Source organism: Roseovarius sp. A-2 (assembly GCF_002072155.1).
Classification (GTDB): domain Bacteria; phylum Pseudomonadota; class Alphaproteobacteria; order Rhodobacterales; family Rhodobacteraceae; genus Roseovarius.
Genome location: NZ_BDIY01000003.1, coordinates 17,413 through 32,904, shown reverse-complemented (window position 1 = coordinate 32,904; position 15,492 = coordinate 17,413). Strand labels below are relative to the sequence as shown.

Here is a 15,492-nt window from a genome sequence, read left to right as displayed (position 1 = left end):
CGCCCTTGACGCGACCTCTGTGTTGCGGCTGCGACGTCAGGGTCAGATCTCTTTTCGCGCAGTCGGTTAAACTGCCATGATCCGGTCGATCTTGGCGCGCGGCCTCAATGCGCCTCGGCCCAGTTGTTGCCCTGCCCCGCATCCACCACCAGCGGCACGTCGAGATGCACCGCCGGGTCGGCGGCACCCTGCATAACGTCCCGTGCCACGTCGATCAGGCGGTCGATGCTGTCCTCGGCCACCTCGAAGATCAGTTCATCATGCACCTGTAGCAGCATCTTGCAGGGCAGGCCCTCGATCGCGCTTGGCATGCGGATCATCGCGCGGCGGATGATGTCGGCGGCGGTGCCCTGGATCGGTGCGTTGATCGCGGCGCGGCGAGCAAAGCCTGCGCGCGGTCCCTTTGCCGAGATCTCGGGGGTATGGATCTTGCGGCCAAACAGGGTCTGAACATGGCCGTGTTCCTTGGCGAAGGCAACGGTTTTGTCCATGTATTCCTTGATGCCGGGGAAGCGTTCGAAATATCGGTCGATGAAGCCCTGCGCCTCTGACCTCGGGATGCGCAGGTTGCGCGCGAGGCCAAAGCCGGAAATACCGTAGATCACCCCGAAATTGATCGCCTTGGCCTGACGGCGCACCTCGGGTGTCATCTCGTCCATCGGCACGTTGAACATCTCTGACGCTGTCATGGCATGAATGTCCTGGCCGTCGCGGAACGCCTGTTTCAGGCTGTCGATCTGCGCCACATGAGCGAGGATGCGCAGCTCGATCTGGCTATAATCGAGACTGACAAGGCGATTGCCCGGCTCGGCGATGAACGCCTCGCGGATTCGGCGGCCTTCTTCGGAGCGGACCGGGATATTCTGCAGGTTCGGGTCGGTCGACGCGAGCCGGCCCGTATTGGCCCCGGTCTGCACGTAAGAGGTATGCACACGGCCAGTGTCCGGGTCGATGTGATCCTGCAACGCATCCGTGTAGGTCGATTTCAGCTTCGACAATTGCCGCCAGTCAAGGACACGGGCAGGCAACTCGTGCTCCGTGGCCAGGTCCTCCAGCACATCGGCACCGGTCGCATAAGCCCCGGTCTTGCCCTTCTTGCCCCCGTCAAGCCCCATCTCGTCAAACAGGATCTCGCCCAACTGCTTGGGGCTTCCGACATTGAAACTGCGCCCGGCGAGTTCGTGGATTTCAGACTCCAACCCAGCCATTTTCTGCGCGAACTTGCCCGACATGGCGCGCAGCGTCTCGCGGTCCACCTTGATGCCGTGCCGCTCCATCCGGGCGAGAACCGGAACAAGCGGCCGTTCGAGCGTCTCATAAACGGTGGTGACGCGGGCGCGGTGCAGCTGCGGCTTGAAGACATGCCACAGGCGCAGCGTGATATCGGCATCCTCGGCGGCGTATTTCACCGCCTCGTCAAGCGGCACACGGTCGAATGTGATCGCGGATTTGCCGGACCCCAAAAGAGATTTGATCGGGATCGGCTCATGACCCAGGTAGCGATCGGACAGCGCATCCATGCCATGCCCATGCTCGCCCGCATGCAGTGCGTAGGACATCAGCATGGTGTCGTCGATGGGGGCAATCGTGATGCCATGCCCCGCGAGGATCTTGGCATCGTATTTCATGTTCTGCCCGATCTTGAGGATCGCGTCATCCTCCAGTACCGGTTTCAGCGCATCCAGCACGTCCTTCATCGACAACTGCCCCTCGGCTAGCGTGTCGGAGCCAAAGAGGTCATCCGACGCGCCGTCCTTGTGCCCAAGCGGGATGTAGCAGGCAGTGCCGGGCGTGGTGGCGAGCGATATGCCCACCAGATCGGCCTGCATTTCATTGAGCGAGGTGGTCTCGGTGTCGATTGCGACAAAGCCCTGCGCGCGGATGATGGCGATCCAGTTCTCCAGCTTTGCCATATCGCTGATGCGCGTGTAGGCGTCAGGCTCTATCGCGGGCCAATCGGGGGCTTTTGGTGCGTCCTCTGCTGCCTGCCCGGTGGGTTCGGGGATTACCGGCGCATCCTTGCCCAGTGCCTCGGCGATCCGCCTGGAGAGTGTGCGAAACTCCATTTCAGCCAGAAAGCCAAGCAGCGTGTCGGGATCGGGGTCGCGCACTTCCAGATCATCGAGCGTGAAATCGAGCGGCGTGTTGCAGTCTAGCTGCACGAGCCGCTTTGACATCTCGATTTGTGCGCGCTTCTCGATCAGCGTCGCGCGGCGCTTGGGCTGCGTGATCTCTTCGGCGCGATCCAGAAGCTCTTCGAGCGAGCCGAACTCGTTGATGAGAAGGGCTGCGGTCTTGATCCCGATGCCGGGCGCGCCGGGGATGTTGTCTACACTGTCACCGGCCAGGGCCTGCACATCGACCACCTGCGCCGGGTCCACCCCGAATTTCTCGCGCACTCCGTCCACGTCGATCCGGCGGTTCTTCATCGCGTCGAGCATTTCGACCCCGTTGCCGACCAGCTGCATCAGGTCTTTGTCGGAACTGATTATTGTCACCCGCCCGCCCAGATCGCGGGCTTGACAGGCGAGCGTGGCGATGATGTCGTCGGCCTCATAGCCCTCGATTTCCTCGCAGGCGATGTTGAAGGCGCGGGTGGCATCGCGCGTCAGCGGGATCTGTGGGCGCAGATCCTCGGGCATCGCGTCGCGATTGGCCTTGTAGGCGTCATAGAGGTCGTTGCGGAAGGTGTGGCTGCCTTTGTCGAAAATCACCGCCACATGGGTGGGCGCATCATGACCATTGTTGCCCTCCACATAGCGTTGCAGCATGTTGCAAAAGCCCGACACCGCGCCGATCGGCAACCCGTCGGATTTGCGCGTCAGCGGCGGCAGGGCATGATAGGCCCTGAAAATAAACGCGGACCCGTCAATCAAATGCAGATGACAGCCTTTTCCGAATGACATGGGTCGCCCTCCCGATCAGGCTTCATCGTTCCAAGAATACTCAACCTCCCGCGCCCGGCAGGGGTCGCGGCGGCGGTCGGTCAGACCTTGCCTTCGAAATCGCGATGAATGAGCTTGGCATCGCAATAGGGGCATTCAACATAGCCCGTCTCGCGCGGGATTTGCAGCCAGACGCGGGGATGGCCCAATGCGCCCTCACCCCCGTCGCAGGCGACACGGTAGTTGTCCACGATACGGATTTCCGGGGCCTGGGTTACCATGTGGGCGTTTCCTTTTGCCGTGCTTTCCACTAGTTGCGAATATGAGTGAAGCCAAGCCGAGGGGCAAGAGCAGCATGGCGGCAAATGCCATCGAAATCCGGGGATTGACCAAAACCTATGATGGTCAAGGCAAAAGCCCTGCGAAACAGGCCCTCAAGGGGGTCGATCTGGATATTCCACAGGGCTCTGTCTTTGGCCTGCTGGGACCGAACGGGGCCGGGAAGTCGACCCTGATCAATATTCTGGCCGGGCTGGTCGTGAAAACCGCCGGTCAGGTGACGATCTGGGGCTTTGACCAGGACCGCAATCCACGTCAGAGCCGTGCCTCGATCGGGGTGATGCCGCAGGAGTTGAACCTCGACCCGTTCTTCACCCCGCGCGGCGCGCTGGAGGTACAGGCCGGGCTATATGGCGTGCCGCGCGCACAGCGCCGCAGCGATGAGATCCTGCGGCTGATCGGGTTGGAGGACAAGGCCGAGGCCTATGCGCGCACCCTCTCGGGCGGCATGCGGCGGCGGCTCCTGCTGGGCAAGGCATTGGTGCATCATCCCCATATTCTGGTGCTGGACGAGCCGACGGCGGGCGTCGATATCGAGTTGCGGCAGATGCTGTGGGAAAACGTGCGAAAGCTGAACCGTGAAGGGATGACGATCATCCTGACCACGCATTATCTGGAGGAGGCCGAGGAGATGTGCGACGAAATCGCGATCATCAACCTGGGCGAGGTGGTGGCGCGGGATTCCACGGCGAACCTCTTGGGACGGCTCGATTTCAAGACGATGATCATTCAGCCCGACCGGCCCGTGGCGTCCCTGCCGGAAGGCCCGGGGCTGACCGTGACGCGGCGCGAGGGCGGAGCGCTGGAAATTACCTATCACTCCACCGACACCCCCGCCGAGGCCGTGCTGGCCGCCGTGCGCGACGCCGGGATTTCGATCCGCGATGTGAAGACCGAGCAGGCCGATCTGCAGGACGTGTTCCTCGAATTGACGCGCAGCCGGTAGGGCCTGCCCACTTGGCCGCGCGTCGGGTTCCTCAGATCAGCGCAAAGATGCGCGCCGGGCCGCCGGTGCCTCCGCGATGCTTGGGCGCGCCAATGACTATGGTCGCCCCTGCTGCGGGAACCTTGTCTAGATTGGCCATGCATTCGATGCCGAACCGCCCCGTCGGCAGCCAGGCGTAATGCGTGGCGAAATCCGCCGACGGCCCGTGGTCGAGCGACAGCGTGTCGGAGGCGATGGAACGCGCGCCGGTCTCCTCGATCAGCATCTGCGCGGCCTCGACGTGAAAGCCTGGATAATGCTGCACTTCGCCGTCAAACCCCCGGAAGGCATCGCTGCCGGTCTTGGCCCCCCAGCCGGAGTAAAGCGCCACACAAGCCCCGTCGGGGATGTCGCCATTGGCCGAAATCCACGCCGAGAGATCATCGGGGGTGAGCAGTGCATCGGGGTCTTCTGCCGCGCGCGCCGCGATATCGACAACGCAGAGCGGGGCCACGAGATCGCCCACCGGGATTTCGTCGACCGAGGCACCATCTGCGGAAAAATGCAGCGGCGCGTCGACATGGGTGCCGGTATGCTCGTTGATGGTGAGCGTGAGCAGGTTTAAGCCGTGTTCGGCAAAGTTGAAATTCTGCTCGGTCGAGATGCCAGGCACGCCAAAATAGGTTGGGAAGCCGACATCATAGGCATGGGTCAGGTCCGCGACCGCGCTATGGCCCATGGCCATCGCGGGTGGTGCACCCACAGCCGACAGAGCGGTCGCCGCTCCGGCCCCGGCGGCGGTGGAAAAGAAGGTGCGGCGCGACATCATCCTGTCCTTGACCGCATTGATTACGCAAGCATCACACATGGCATGTCCTTTCTGGCTTCGTTGCATATGGGGTGCAGCCTAGCATGATTCTGCGCTATGCAAGGGTGAGGCTTTGGTCGGGAACCCGAATTAGGAGTGTTTGGATGCTGGCATTGATGCGATTGCTGATCTTCGGGCTGATCGCTCTGACAGCGCTCTATCTGGGGATTTCCTGGTATTCGCGGACCGTGCGGCGCAAGAAAATGGCCCGCGACTGGGAAGAAGCGGGTCGCCCCGGCGACCGGGATGCCTATATAGAGGCCGGGATGGCCCAGTACGAGCATTCGCTGCGCAAGCGGCTGATCTGGCTGGTCTATATCGTTCCGGTGACGCTGATCGGTGTCACCATTTATGTCACGAATTTCATGTAAGGGGGCCACGCATGGTCTATGTCAAATGGGTGTTCTGGGGCGTTTTCTGGACGGTGTTGATCGCCTTTCTGCATTACACGCTGCCGCAGCATGACGTGGTGCGGATTACCGATACCTACGAAAAGCGGGTCAATCCGGGCGATAATGCGCTGTTCTGGTCGAATGCCGATACTGGTGACGATCCCACGGCGACCGAGCGTGACGTGTTCTTCATTCAGGCCTTCCGCGCCAATGACAAGCCGATGATCTACCGCAACGAGGATACCGGCTGGGGCTGGCCACCTTATTTCAAGTTCGACACGTCCAATTTGCAGGCCGAGGCGTCGGACATGATCTCCAAGAAGAGTGCCGAGAACGCGCAATGGGTGGTGGTGCGCCATTACGGCTGGCGCAATGAACTGTTTTCAATCTACCCCAACGCGGTGAGCATCCGCGCCGCCACGGGGCCGGACGAGCAGATTATTCCCTGGGTCAAGATCGTGATTCTCGTGCTGCTGGCCGCGACGTTCTGGGCGATCCGCGTGCGCTGGAAGCGCTTTCGCAGGCGGCGCGTCGAGCCGGTGATGGACGAGTGGAGTGAGGGGGCCCGCTGATCCTCGGGCGCCCCTCAGCGCTTGCCGTAGTATAGCCCGACCACGTGCTCGGCCTCCGCAAAGAACAGCCAGCGTGAGACGGAAATGCCTGTAACATGGGCCAGCACCGCGACAAGCGCCAGCAGATGCGAGACCGGCAGCAGCAGGAGCGCGACGGGCAGCACATAGCCAAGCCCGAAGGCGATGACGCGCAGTTTCACCGCATGCTTGCGCCCGATCTGATGCACCATTTCACGCAACAGGTAATTGGTGCCGGTATGCGGTGGCTCGAACGCGCTTACGGTGCCGATGTTGCCAAGGCCGGTCGCGGTCGCCATGTCGGTGCCCGATGCGGCAAATGCCCCGTCGCCGCGCACCCACCACATGATCTGCAGCACGCCTGCAATGGGAATGAGGATCAGCGCAGCACCAATTTCCCCGGCCAGAAGCGCTCCCCCGGCCAGCGAAATGGCAATCAGCAAGGCCGGGGTCAGCGGGGTTTTCCAGCGCGGTACGGTTTTCATCTGCGTGTAAATCATCGAAGTGGTGAACACCGTACCGAGCGACAGCAGGGCACCGATCCAGCCGAGCAGCGCCAACCGCGTGTCAAAGAAAACCAGCCCCGCGCCATAGGCGGCCATGACCAGCAGGGCCGCGACCGCGCAGACGCCTTCACGCGACAGCCAGCTTGAGCGCCACTGGCTGAACGCCTTCCACGCGCGCTCAGGGTGGCCGAGGTGAAAGGTAGAGGCCAAAAGCCCGCCCACGGCAAGCGTATAGGCGATGGCGAGGAAAGCGAAGGCGACCCAGCCGGTGACCGCAGGCAGGCCAAGACCCAGCCAGATCAGCAGGCCAAAGCCAAGCCCCGAGAGGGTGGTGAAAACGATGACGGACGGGGCGGGATGCATCAGATCTTCTCCAATGTGCGGTCAAGCCAGCCGAGAAAGCCCTTGGGCTCTTCCATCACCGGCTCCAGAAACGGGGCGAGGATGTCGATCTCACCTGCCGATTTGGGCTGATCGAGCGTATCCTTGGGGCGGGGCGGCAGGTATTGGTTGACGGGCTTGGTGCCTTGTTCGGGCATGAGATCCATGCCGCCACGCTCGGCCACAAGCTGGCTCACGTCGCTGTCGGGATCGCCGAGATCACCGAAATGCCGGGCACCTGCCGGGCAGGTGCGCACGCAGGCGGGCACGCGGTCCACCTCGGGCAGGTTGTCGTTGTAGATGCGGTCGACGCAGAGGGTGCATTTCTTCATCACCCCTTCGGCCTGATCCATCTCACGCGCGCCATAGGGGCAGGCCCAGGCGCAGAGCCCGCAGCCGATGCAGTCGCTCTCGTTGACCAAAACGATGCCGTCCTCAACCCGCTTGTAGCTGGCGCCCGTGGGGCAGACGGTGACGCAAGGCGCCTCCTCGCAATGCAGGCAGGATTTGGGGAAATGCACCAGTTGTGCCGCAGGATGCGGCATGGTCGAGGTCGCAAGCGGCTGCACCTCGTAGCTGTGCACGCGGTTGAGGAAGGTGCCGGATGGATCAGCGCCGTAAGGGTTCTGATCGCTGAGCGGCGCGCCGTAGTTCTCAGTATTCCAGCCTTTGCAGGACACCACGCAGGCATGACAGCCGACACAGGTGTCCAGGTCGATCACCAGGCCGAGCTTGCGGGTGGTGCTTTCGGGAAGCGTGGTCATGCGGGGCGCTCCTGAATTATGTGGGTGCGGGTGCTCACCGGCTCTTCGCGGGTCTTGTCCCATGTGGCGATAAACCAGATGAACGAGCCGATGCCGAAGGCGATAAAGGTGAAAATGGCAAGCAATGTCATGGTCTTGCCGCTCATTTCCCGACCTTCCATTCAAGGTGATCGGGGCCACAGCCAACCGGCGATTTGATCGGGGCAAAGGACGGTTGCGCCTCCGAGGGGGGTGCCGCCTTCTCGATTTTCACCCGCAGGTCGAACCATGCCGCCTGTCCGGTGATCGGATCGGAGTTGGACCATCTCAGGCCGTCACCCTTGGGCGGCAACAACTCGTGGATAAGGTGGTTGAGTAGAAAGCCGCGCGTGGCCTCGGGCGCATCCTCGGACAGCGCCCAGGCCCCCTTGCGCTTGCCGATGGCGTTCCATGTCCAGACGGTGTTTTCATTGAGCGCAGCCATATGGGCCACCGGCACGGTGATCTCGCCATGCGCCGAGGTAACGCGCGCCCAATCGCCTATCGCAAAGCCGTGTTTCTCCCACAGCTTGGTCGGCAGGTAGAGCGGGTTCTGCCCATGGATCTGTCGCAGCCAGGCATTTTGCGTGCCCCAGCTATGATACATCGCCATCGGGCGCTGCGTCAGCGCATGGACGTGGAATTCGTCGGTATCGACGCTCGCGTCCTCGAAGGGCGGATACCAGATCGGTAGCGGGTCCATCATGGATTTGATCCGCGCGCGCAAGTGATCGGGCGGCTGGCGGTCGCCATGGCCTTCGGCGGCAAGCTGGAATTTGCGCATCGGCTCGGCGTAGAGATCGAAAATATAGGGCTGCGGCTTGTCGAATATGCCCATGCCGACGGCCCAGTCCTGATAGGCCATGTTCCACGGCTTGTAGTAATTGGCGCCCTCGGGAATGTGGCTGACGAAAAAGCCGCCGTTTTCGATATAGCGGTCGATCTGCGCGGGGTTGGGCGCGCCGCGCCCCACATCCTCGCCGTTCCCACGAAAGCCCGCCAGCGGGCCGATTCCCGGCTTGCGTTCGTGCTTGAGGATGTAATCGGCGTAATCGGTGTAGCGCGGCGTGCCGTCCTCGGCGGTGAACCCAGGTAGTTTCAGCTTGTTGGCCAGTTGCACCAGCACCGTCTGAAAGCCGCGCACGTCGCGGTCGGGCTCGATCACCGGCCAGCGGATCGCGTCCGCCGCCGCATCCGCCTCGCAAATCGGGCGGTCGAGCAACGAGATGCAGTCGTGCCGCTCCAGATAGGTCGTGTCGGGCAGGATCAGGTCGGCATAGGCGACCATTTCCGAGCTGTAGGCATCCGAGTAGATGATGCGCGGGATGACATACTCACCATTCTCATCCGTGTCGGTCAGCATGTCGATGACGCCGCGCGTGTTCATCGACGAATTCCACGACATGTTGGCCATGTACATGAACAGCGTGTCGATCTTGTAGGGGTCGCCCGCATGAGCGTTGGAGATGACCATGTGCATCAACCCATGCGCCGACATCGGGTTTTCCCATGTGAAGGCCTTGTCGATGCGGGCCGGGCTGCCGTCGTCCTTGAGCGCGAGGTCTTCAGGGCCGCGCACAAAGCCCAGATGCGGCCCGTCGAGCGGCTGACCGGGTGCGTATTTGCAATGCGGCGTGGGATGGGCGCTCACCGGCTTGGGGTAGGGGGGCTTGAAGCGGAACCCGCCGGGCACCTCGACCGTACCGAGGATGATTTGCAGCACGTGCAGCGCGCGGGCGGTCTGAAAGCCGTTGGAATGGGCCGAAATGCCGCGCATGGCGTGAAAGCTGACCGGGCGGCCCGTCATGGTCTTGTGCGTCTCGCCCCGGAAATCGGTCCATTCGTGGTCGAGGGTGAAGGCCTCGTCAAAGGCCACGCGCGCGATCTCGGCGGCGATGCGACGGATCTTGTCGGCGGTGATGCCGCAGCGCTCGGCCACAGCCTCGGGGGAGTATTGCGGATCGAGATACCGCTCGGCCATCAGGTGCATGACCGGGCGGTGAGTGACGCCATCCGCCTCATGCGTGGCGCTCAGGTCGGGGCGCACGCCGGGCGCATCAAACGCCATCAGCTTGCCGGTCTTGCGATCCTTCACCAGCGGCTTGCCGTCCGTGTCGCGTAGGAAGAGGCCGTGCTCGGGCGAATTTGGATCGGCATTCACCAGCACCGGCGCGTTGGTGTAGCGGGCGAGGTAATCGAGGTCGATTTTACCCGCGCGCATCAGTTCATGGATCAGCGACAGGATGAAGAGGCCATCCGTGCCCGGCGTGATGCCCACCCAATCGTCGGCCACGGCGTTATAACCCGAACGGATCGGATTCACCCCGATCACCCGCGCGCCGCGTGCCTTGATCTTGCCGATTCCCATCTTAATCGGATTACTGTCATGATCCTCGGCCACGCCGAACAGCATGAATAGCTTGGTATGGTCCCAATCCGGCTGGCCGAATTCCCAGAACGCGCCGCCCATCGTGTAGATGCCGCCCGCGGCCATGTTGACCGAGCAGAAGCCGCCATGCGCGGCGAAATTCGGTGTACCGAAATTCTGCGCCCAATAGCCGGTGAAGCTCTGAGACTGATCGCGCCCGGTAAAGAACGCAAGCTTGGACGGGTCTGTCTTGCGGATCGGTTCCAGCCAGTCGCAAGCGATTTGCAGCGCCTCATCCCAGGAAATTTCCTCGAACTCGCCCGAGCCACGGGGGCCGACGCGCTTCAATGGTGCGCGCAGGCGCGAGGGTGCGTTGACCTGCATGATGCCCGCAGATCCCTTGGCGCAGAGCACGCCCTTGTTCACCGGGTGATCGCGATTTCCCTCGATATAGGCGACATGTTTCTTGCCGTCGGGGCCACCTTTCATATGCACGTTGATCCCGCAGCGGCAGGCGCACATGTAGCAGGTGGTCTTGCGCACTTCGTCCGAGACATGGGGAGAGGTGTCGATGCGTGGCTGATGATGCGTCATGGCTGGGCCTTGTCCTTGGTCGGCGTCACGTTAGGACAGACGAAGTCTGGCCGCGACCGTTTTCTGATATCTTTGGATTATCCGAATATATATCTTGGAATTTCCGAAACACGAGTGTCAATGTTCCCGTTTTCATGGTTGCGTTGCATTCAACAGGCGCAGCGCATCGGCGGCGATCATGCGTTCCTCCTGCGCGGGTACGATCCAGCCGGTGATGGCAGACTCCTTGGCGTGAAGGCGCGTATCATTGCGCGTGTTCGCCGCCTCATTCATCTGCGCACCAAGCCATGCAAGGCCCTGAAATATACGTGCCCGGATCGGGGCCGCATACTCACCGATGCCACCTGTGAAGGCCACCGCATCCAGTCCACCCATGGCGGCGATCAGCGATCCGGCATGGCGGATGGCCCAGTAGCAGAAATGGTCGATGGCAAAGCGCGCCTCTGCCGTGTCCGCCTCCATCAGCGCGCGCATGTCCGACAGCCCGCCCGAGAGGCCGCGCAGCCCGCTTTCCTTGTTGAGCAGATGATGCGTCGCCGCGATCCCGTCTTCCTCGGCCAGGCGCAGCACGGCGTTACCGTCGATCTCGCCGGTGCGGGTGCCCATGGTCATCCCCCCTAGCGGCGAATAGCCCATGGTGGTGGCAACCGACCGCCCGTCGCGGATGGCACAGATAGAGGCCCCGTTGCCGAGGTGAAGGGCCAGCAGACGCCCGGGCAGCGCCGCGCCAGTCAGCCCCGGCATATGTCGCACCAGCGACGCGTAGGAGATGCCGTGGAACCCATAACGCCGGATGCCGCGCGCCTCGATCCCGGCGGGCAGGGCATAGCGCGCCGCGACGTCGGGGTTAGTGGCATGAAAGGCGGTGTCGAATGTAGCGCATTGCGGTAGGCCGGGCACAAGGCGGGCCAGCGTGTTGATGGCGGCAAGGTTATGCGGGTTGTGCAGCGGGGCAAGCTCCAAACAGCGGTCGATCGCCGCGATTACCCCCGGCGTGACGCGCGCCGGTTCGGTCAGTTCCGTGCCGCCATGCACGACCCGGTGCGCGGCGGCGCGAAAGCGGCTGAAGGGCAGGCCGTTGACTTCCAGCCCCGACAGCACCGCTTGCAGCGCACTGTCATGGTCGGGGAAATCCTGAACGGTCTTGACGCTGCCCAGTTTCAGATGGCCCGCGCCCCCGATACCCTCGGCGATCCCGGTCAATGTTTCGGTTAGATCACTGTCGAAAACCGCGAGCTTGATAGAGGACGACCCGACGTTGAGGACCAGTATAAGATCTCCTGTCACCGGGTCGTTCATTAATCAGACCTGCTGCTCGCGCATGTCGGCTAGGTCGATCCCGGCGACCGCAACCGGCTTTTTCATCGCGTCACGGCGGAACGGCTCGCCCAGTTCCTGATTAAGCAGCACCTCGATCAGCGTCGTGGTGTTGTTCTCCATCTGGTCCTTGATCGCCTGATTGAGCGCGTCGGTCAGTGCCTCCATCGTCTTGACCTGCACGCCCTTGAGCCCGCAAGCCTCTGCGATCCCGGCATAGGAGACCTTGGTGTCAAGCTCGGTGCCGACAAAATTGTCGTCGAACCACAGCGTCGAATTGCGCTTTTCCGCGCCCCACTGATAGTTGCGGAACACGATCTGTGTGACGGGCGGCCACTCCTCGCGGCCGATCGCGGTCAGCTCGTTCACGGCGATGCCAAAGGCACCATCCCCCGCAAAGCCCACGACGGGCACGTCCGGCTGGCCAATCTTGGCGCCGATAATCGACGGCAGGCCATAGCCACAGGGGCCGAACAGGCCGGGGGCGAGGTATTTGCGCCCCTCCTCAAAAGACGGGTAGGCGTTGCCGATGGCGCAGTTGTTGCCGATATCTGACGAAATGATCGCCTCCTTCGGCAACGCCGCCTGAATGGCACGCCAGGCCATGCGCGGGCTCATCCAGTCGGGCTTGTCGGCGCGGGCGCGTTCGTTCCAGGTGGTGCCGGGATCGTCCTCTTCGTGATCCATCGAAGACAGCTGCTGTGCCCAGGTGGATTTTGTCTGTGCGATCAGGGCCTTGCGTTCATTGCGGCCCGCATCGCCCGCACTGTCTGAAAGGCGGCCCAGGATCGAGGTCGCGACCTTTTTCGCATCGCCCACGATGCCCACGGTGACCTTTTTGGTCAGGCCGATACGGTCTGGGTTGATATCGACCTGAATGATCCTTGCGTCCCCGGGCCAGTAATTGATGCCATAGCCCGGCAGGGTCGAAAACGGATTGAGGCGCGTGCCGAGGCAAAGCACGACATCGGCCTTGGCAATGAGTTCCATCCCCGCCTTGGAGCCGTTATAGCCCAAAGGCCCGGCAAACAGCGGATGCGAGCCGGGGAAGGCGTCATTGTGCTGATAGCCCACGCAGACCGGCGCATCGAGGCGCTCGGCCAGTTGGCGAGAGGCGTCGATGCCACCCGCCAGAACGACGCCCGCGCCGTTGAGAATAACCGGAAACTTGGCCTCGCTGAGCAGCTTGGCGGCCTCGGCAATCGCGGTCTCTCCGCCCGAGGGACGCTCGAACTCGACAATGGCGGGCAGCTCGATGTCGATCACCTGCGTCCAGAAATCGCGCGGGATGTTGATCTGAGCGGGGGCCGAGGCGCGCTTGGCCTGAAGGATCACGCGGTTGAGCGTTTCGGCTACGCGGGTGGGGTCGCGCACCTCTTCCTGATAGGCGACCATGTCCTCGAAGAGCTTCATCTGCTCAACCTCCTGAAAGCCGCCCTGCCCGATGGTCTTGTTGGCGGCCTGCGGGGTCACCAGCAGGAGCGGCGTGTGATTCCAGTAGGCGGTTTTCACGGCAGTCACGAAATTGGTGATGCCAGGGCCGTTCTGCGCGATCATCATCGACATCTTGGCCGTAGCGCGGGTGTAGCCATCGGCCATCATCCCCGCGCTGCCCTCATGCGCACAGTCCCAAAAGGTGATTCCCGCCTTGGGGAAAATATCGGAGATCGGCATCATCGCCGACCCGATGATCCCGAATGCGTGTTGAATTCCATGCATTTGCAGAGTTTTTACAAAGGCTTCCTCGGTGGTCATCTTCATCGGTGTCATCCTTCGGGTCGGGCGCAATCCGGCGCCGGGCGTGAATATCTGCACGGACCCTAGCCGCGCGGGCGGGGCAGTTCTAGGGCCAGTTGATTATGTCAGATAGTGCCAATAATTGCATTTAATGAGAATAATGGTATCAATAACATAAGATTTCATTGCGTAGGAGCTTAAGATAAATTTGCAAAACTAGCCGCTAATGCTTTGATATTAAAACAAGCTTTTTTCCCTCGATCACACCCAAGGCTTACCCGGAAAAATCTGCCAATTCGCGTGCCAGTAACGCGATGCCGGGGGCGATACGCTCCGATGGGATAGAGGAATAGGCGAGGCGGTAGAAATTGCGCGGGCGGCGGTCGCCGTGAAAGAACGGGGCACCCGGCTCCACCAGAACGCCACGCTTGCGCAGGCGCGCGTCAAGCTGGCCCATGTCGATGTGAGCGGGGGCCTCCATCCAGATCGACGAGCCGCCAAAGACCCCGCGCCCGGCGACGTCGAGCCCGTGCTCTGAGAGTGCGTCTTCCATGGCCTTGCGGCGCCGGCCAAAGACCTGACCCATCCTCCGCACGAGGCTGTCGTAATGCCCAAGCGACAGGAAATAGGCCGCCGTGCGCTGAATATGGCCCGGCGGGTGCCGCAGCACCGAGGCGCGCAGGGCCCGGCATTCGCGGATAAACGCCTTGGAGCCGACAAGATAGCCAAGGCGCAGGCCCGGAAAGATCGACTTGGAAAAGCTTCCCACGTAAATGACCCGCCCTTCGGTATCGAGCGATTTGAGAGCCGGCAAGGGCGCACGGAGAAAGGACACCTCGAACTCGTAATCATCCTCGACGATCAGCGCGCCCATATCGGCGGCCTTTGTCAGCAACGCCTCGCGCCGGGCGCGGGGCATGGTGGCATTGGTCGGGGCCTGATGGCTGGGGGTGGTAAAGATCACATCGGCCTGATCGGGCAATGCCTCGGGCGGGAGGCCGTCGCGGTCCACGTTGACCGGCAGAAGATGACAGCGCGATTGGGTGAGAATGTCGCGCAGCGCGTGGTAGCAGGGGTTTTCGATCACCGCCGTGCGGCGCTGCGTCAGGAGCACCTGCGCGGTCAGCCAGAGCGCGTTTTGTGCCCCCATTGTCACAAGGATCTCAGACGGTTGCGCAAGAATTCCGCGACGCGGCAATGTGTGGCGGGCAATGAATTCGATCAGTTCGGGATCGTCCTGATCGTAGTAATCGGCGGTCAGCGACTGAAAGTCCTTTTGCCCGAGCGCGCGCAGCGCGCAATGCCGCCAGTTGGTGTGATCAAAGAGCGCCGGGTCGGTCTGGCCATAGATGAACGGATAGGGATAGCGCGCCCAGTCCTGCGGTTTCTCGGGCGTGTCGCCGCCGGTGAACCGCCGCCCCAGTGCGCGCGACCAGTCGATCGTGTCGGCACGCGCGGCGGGGGCGGTGAAGGCCGGAGGTTCGGGGGCGTTTTCAGAGACATAATAGCCGGACCGGTCGCGCGACTCGAGGTAGTCATTAGCCTGCAACTCGGTCAGTGCCAGGGTCGCGGTGATCCGGCTCACGCCCAGATGCGCGGCGAGTTTGCGCGACGAGGGCAGCTTTTCCCCCTTGCGGAAGCGGCCCGACAGAATGCCCTGCGCAATCATCTGCTGGATCTGCGCCTGCAAGGTGCCCTCCGCCTCGGGAGCGAGAAAGAATGTCTCAACCGGAATCGCCATGGCACAAGAGTAGATTGGACTTATGCCTTGCGCAATCTGGTCCGAACCCAAAGGAACAGGTTGCGCG

General features: G+C 62.3%; 13 protein-coding genes. 3 read left to right on the top strand and 10 right to left on the bottom strand.

Annotated features, from left to right (window positions below; genetic code table 11):
* Positions 1-104 precede the first annotated feature (104 nt).
* Both polA and BHD06_RS05495 read right to left on the bottom strand, forming a co-directional pair.
* Complete coding sequence (polA, locus tag BHD06_RS05500) at positions 105-2,906, bottom strand: DNA polymerase I (RefSeq protein WP_080455997.1); 2,802 nt, start codon at positions 2,904-2,906, stop codon at positions 105-107.
* An 80-nt stretch (positions 2,907-2,986) separates the two neighbouring features.
* Entirely contained in the window at positions 2,987-3,166 is a 180-nt protein-coding gene (locus BHD06_RS05495; protein ID WP_080455996.1) for a zinc-finger domain-containing protein, read from the bottom strand.
* Positions 3,167-3,240: 74 nt separating this feature from the next.
* Here BHD06_RS05495 and BHD06_RS05490 point away from each other — a divergent pair, with 74 nt between their 5' ends.
* Positions 3,241-4,170, top strand: coding sequence for an ABC transporter ATP-binding protein (locus BHD06_RS05490; protein WP_080455995.1), 930 nt, complete (start codon positions 3,241-3,243; stop codon positions 4,168-4,170).
* A gap of 31 nt (positions 4,171-4,201) precedes the next feature.
* Here the strand turns inward: BHD06_RS05490 and BHD06_RS05485 are convergent, their stop codons facing one another.
* Positions 4,202-5,017 carry a cyclase family protein gene (locus tag BHD06_RS05485; protein ID WP_080455994.1) on the bottom strand — a complete coding sequence of 272 codons (816 nt, stop codon included), beginning with the start codon at positions 5,015-5,017 and terminating at the stop codon, positions 4,202-4,204.
* Between the two features lie 104 nt (positions 5,018-5,121).
* Between BHD06_RS05485 and BHD06_RS05480 the strand changes: the two genes are divergently transcribed.
* Entirely contained in the window at positions 5,122-5,388 is a 267-nt protein-coding gene (locus BHD06_RS05480; protein ID WP_080455993.1) for a hypothetical protein, read from the top strand.
* 11 nt (positions 5,389-5,399) lie between these two features.
* A complete protein-coding gene (locus BHD06_RS05475) occupies positions 5,400-5,981 on the top strand; it encodes a DUF1523 family protein (RefSeq protein ID WP_080455992.1) in 582 nt (193 codons plus the stop codon).
* Between the two features lie 14 nt (positions 5,982-5,995).
* Here the strand turns inward: BHD06_RS05475 and BHD06_RS05470 are convergent, their stop codons facing one another.
* The 7 genes from BHD06_RS05470 to BHD06_RS05445 form a co-directional block, all read right to left on the bottom strand.
* The gene (locus tag BHD06_RS05470; protein WP_080455991.1) at positions 5,996-6,868 is read right to left on the bottom strand and encodes a DmsC/YnfH family molybdoenzyme membrane anchor subunit; all 873 of its coding nucleotides are present in this window, start codon (positions 6,866-6,868) and stop codon (positions 5,996-5,998) included.
* Positions 6,868-7,650 carry a 4Fe-4S dicluster domain-containing protein gene (locus BHD06_RS05465; RefSeq protein ID WP_080455990.1) on the bottom strand — a complete coding sequence of 261 codons (783 nt, stop codon included), beginning with the start codon at positions 7,648-7,650 and terminating at the stop codon, positions 6,868-6,870. Before BHD06_RS05465 ends, BHD06_RS05470 begins: the two co-directional genes overlap by 1 nt.
* On the bottom strand, positions 7,647-7,796 hold the full coding sequence (locus BHD06_RS23630) for a hypothetical protein (RefSeq protein ID WP_176214286.1): 150 nt from the start codon (positions 7,794-7,796) through the stop codon (positions 7,647-7,649). The genes BHD06_RS05465 and BHD06_RS23630 overlap by 4 nt, the downstream gene beginning before the upstream one ends.
* A complete protein-coding gene (locus BHD06_RS05460; protein WP_080455989.1) occupies positions 7,793-10,630 on the bottom strand; it encodes a molybdopterin oxidoreductase family protein in 2,838 nt (945 codons plus the stop codon). Before BHD06_RS05460 ends, BHD06_RS23630 begins: the two co-directional genes overlap by 4 nt.
* A gap of 132 nt (positions 10,631-10,762) precedes the next feature.
* On the bottom strand, positions 10,763-11,929 hold the full coding sequence (locus tag BHD06_RS05455) for an acetate/propionate family kinase (RefSeq protein ID WP_080455988.1): 1,167 nt from the start codon (positions 11,927-11,929) through the stop codon (positions 10,763-10,765).
* A 3-nt stretch (positions 11,930-11,932) separates the two neighbouring features.
* A complete protein-coding gene (gene xsc, locus BHD06_RS05450; RefSeq protein ID WP_080455987.1) occupies positions 11,933-13,708 on the bottom strand; it encodes a sulfoacetaldehyde acetyltransferase in 1,776 nt (591 codons plus the stop codon).
* Positions 13,709-13,958: 250 nt separating this feature from the next.
* Entirely contained in the window at positions 13,959-15,425 is a 1,467-nt protein-coding gene (locus BHD06_RS05445; protein WP_080455986.1) for a PLP-dependent aminotransferase family protein, read from the bottom strand.
* Positions 15,426-15,492: the final 67 nt, after the last annotated feature.

Bases quoted from the DNA above. Each gene is read 5' to 3' on its own strand.
- BHD06_RS05465 (WP_080455990.1), bottom strand. From the start codon at position 7,650: ATGACCACGCTTCCCGAAAGCACCACCCGCAAGCTCGGCCTGGTGATC.
- xsc (WP_080455987.1), bottom strand. From the start codon at position 13,708: ATGAAGATGACCACCGAGGAAGCCTTTGTAAAAACTCTGCAAATGCAT.
- BHD06_RS05490 (WP_080455995.1), top strand. From the start codon at position 3,241: ATGGCGGCAAATGCCATCGAAATCCGGGGATTGACCAAAACCTATGAT.
- BHD06_RS05455 (WP_080455988.1), bottom strand. From the start codon at position 11,929: ATGAACGACCCGGTGACAGGAGATCTTATACTGGTCCTCAACGTCGGG.
- BHD06_RS05460 (WP_080455989.1), bottom strand. From the start codon at position 10,630: ATGACGCATCATCAGCCACGCATCGACACCTCTCCCCATGTCTCGGAC.
- BHD06_RS05445 (WP_080455986.1), bottom strand. From the start codon at position 15,425: ATGGCGATTCCGGTTGAGACATTCTTTCTCGCTCCCGAGGCGGAGGGC.
- BHD06_RS23630 (WP_176214286.1), bottom strand. From the start codon at position 7,796: ATGAGCGGCAAGACCATGACATTGCTTGCCATTTTCACCTTTATCGCC.
- polA (WP_080455997.1), bottom strand. From the start codon at position 2,906: ATGTCATTCGGAAAAGGCTGTCATCTGCATTTGATTGACGGGTCCGCG.
- BHD06_RS05470 (WP_080455991.1), bottom strand. From the start codon at position 6,868: ATGCATCCCGCCCCGTCCGTCATCGTTTTCACCACCCTCTCGGGGCTT.
- BHD06_RS05495 (WP_080455996.1), bottom strand. From the start codon at position 3,166: ATGGTAACCCAGGCCCCGGAAATCCGTATCGTGGACAACTACCGTGTC.
- BHD06_RS05485 (WP_080455994.1), bottom strand. From the start codon at position 5,017: ATGTGTGATGCTTGCGTAATCAATGCGGTCAAGGACAGGATGATGTCG.
- BHD06_RS05475 (WP_080455992.1), top strand. From the start codon at position 5,400: ATGGTCTATGTCAAATGGGTGTTCTGGGGCGTTTTCTGGACGGTGTTG.
- BHD06_RS05480 (WP_080455993.1), top strand. From the start codon at position 5,122: ATGCTGGCATTGATGCGATTGCTGATCTTCGGGCTGATCGCTCTGACA.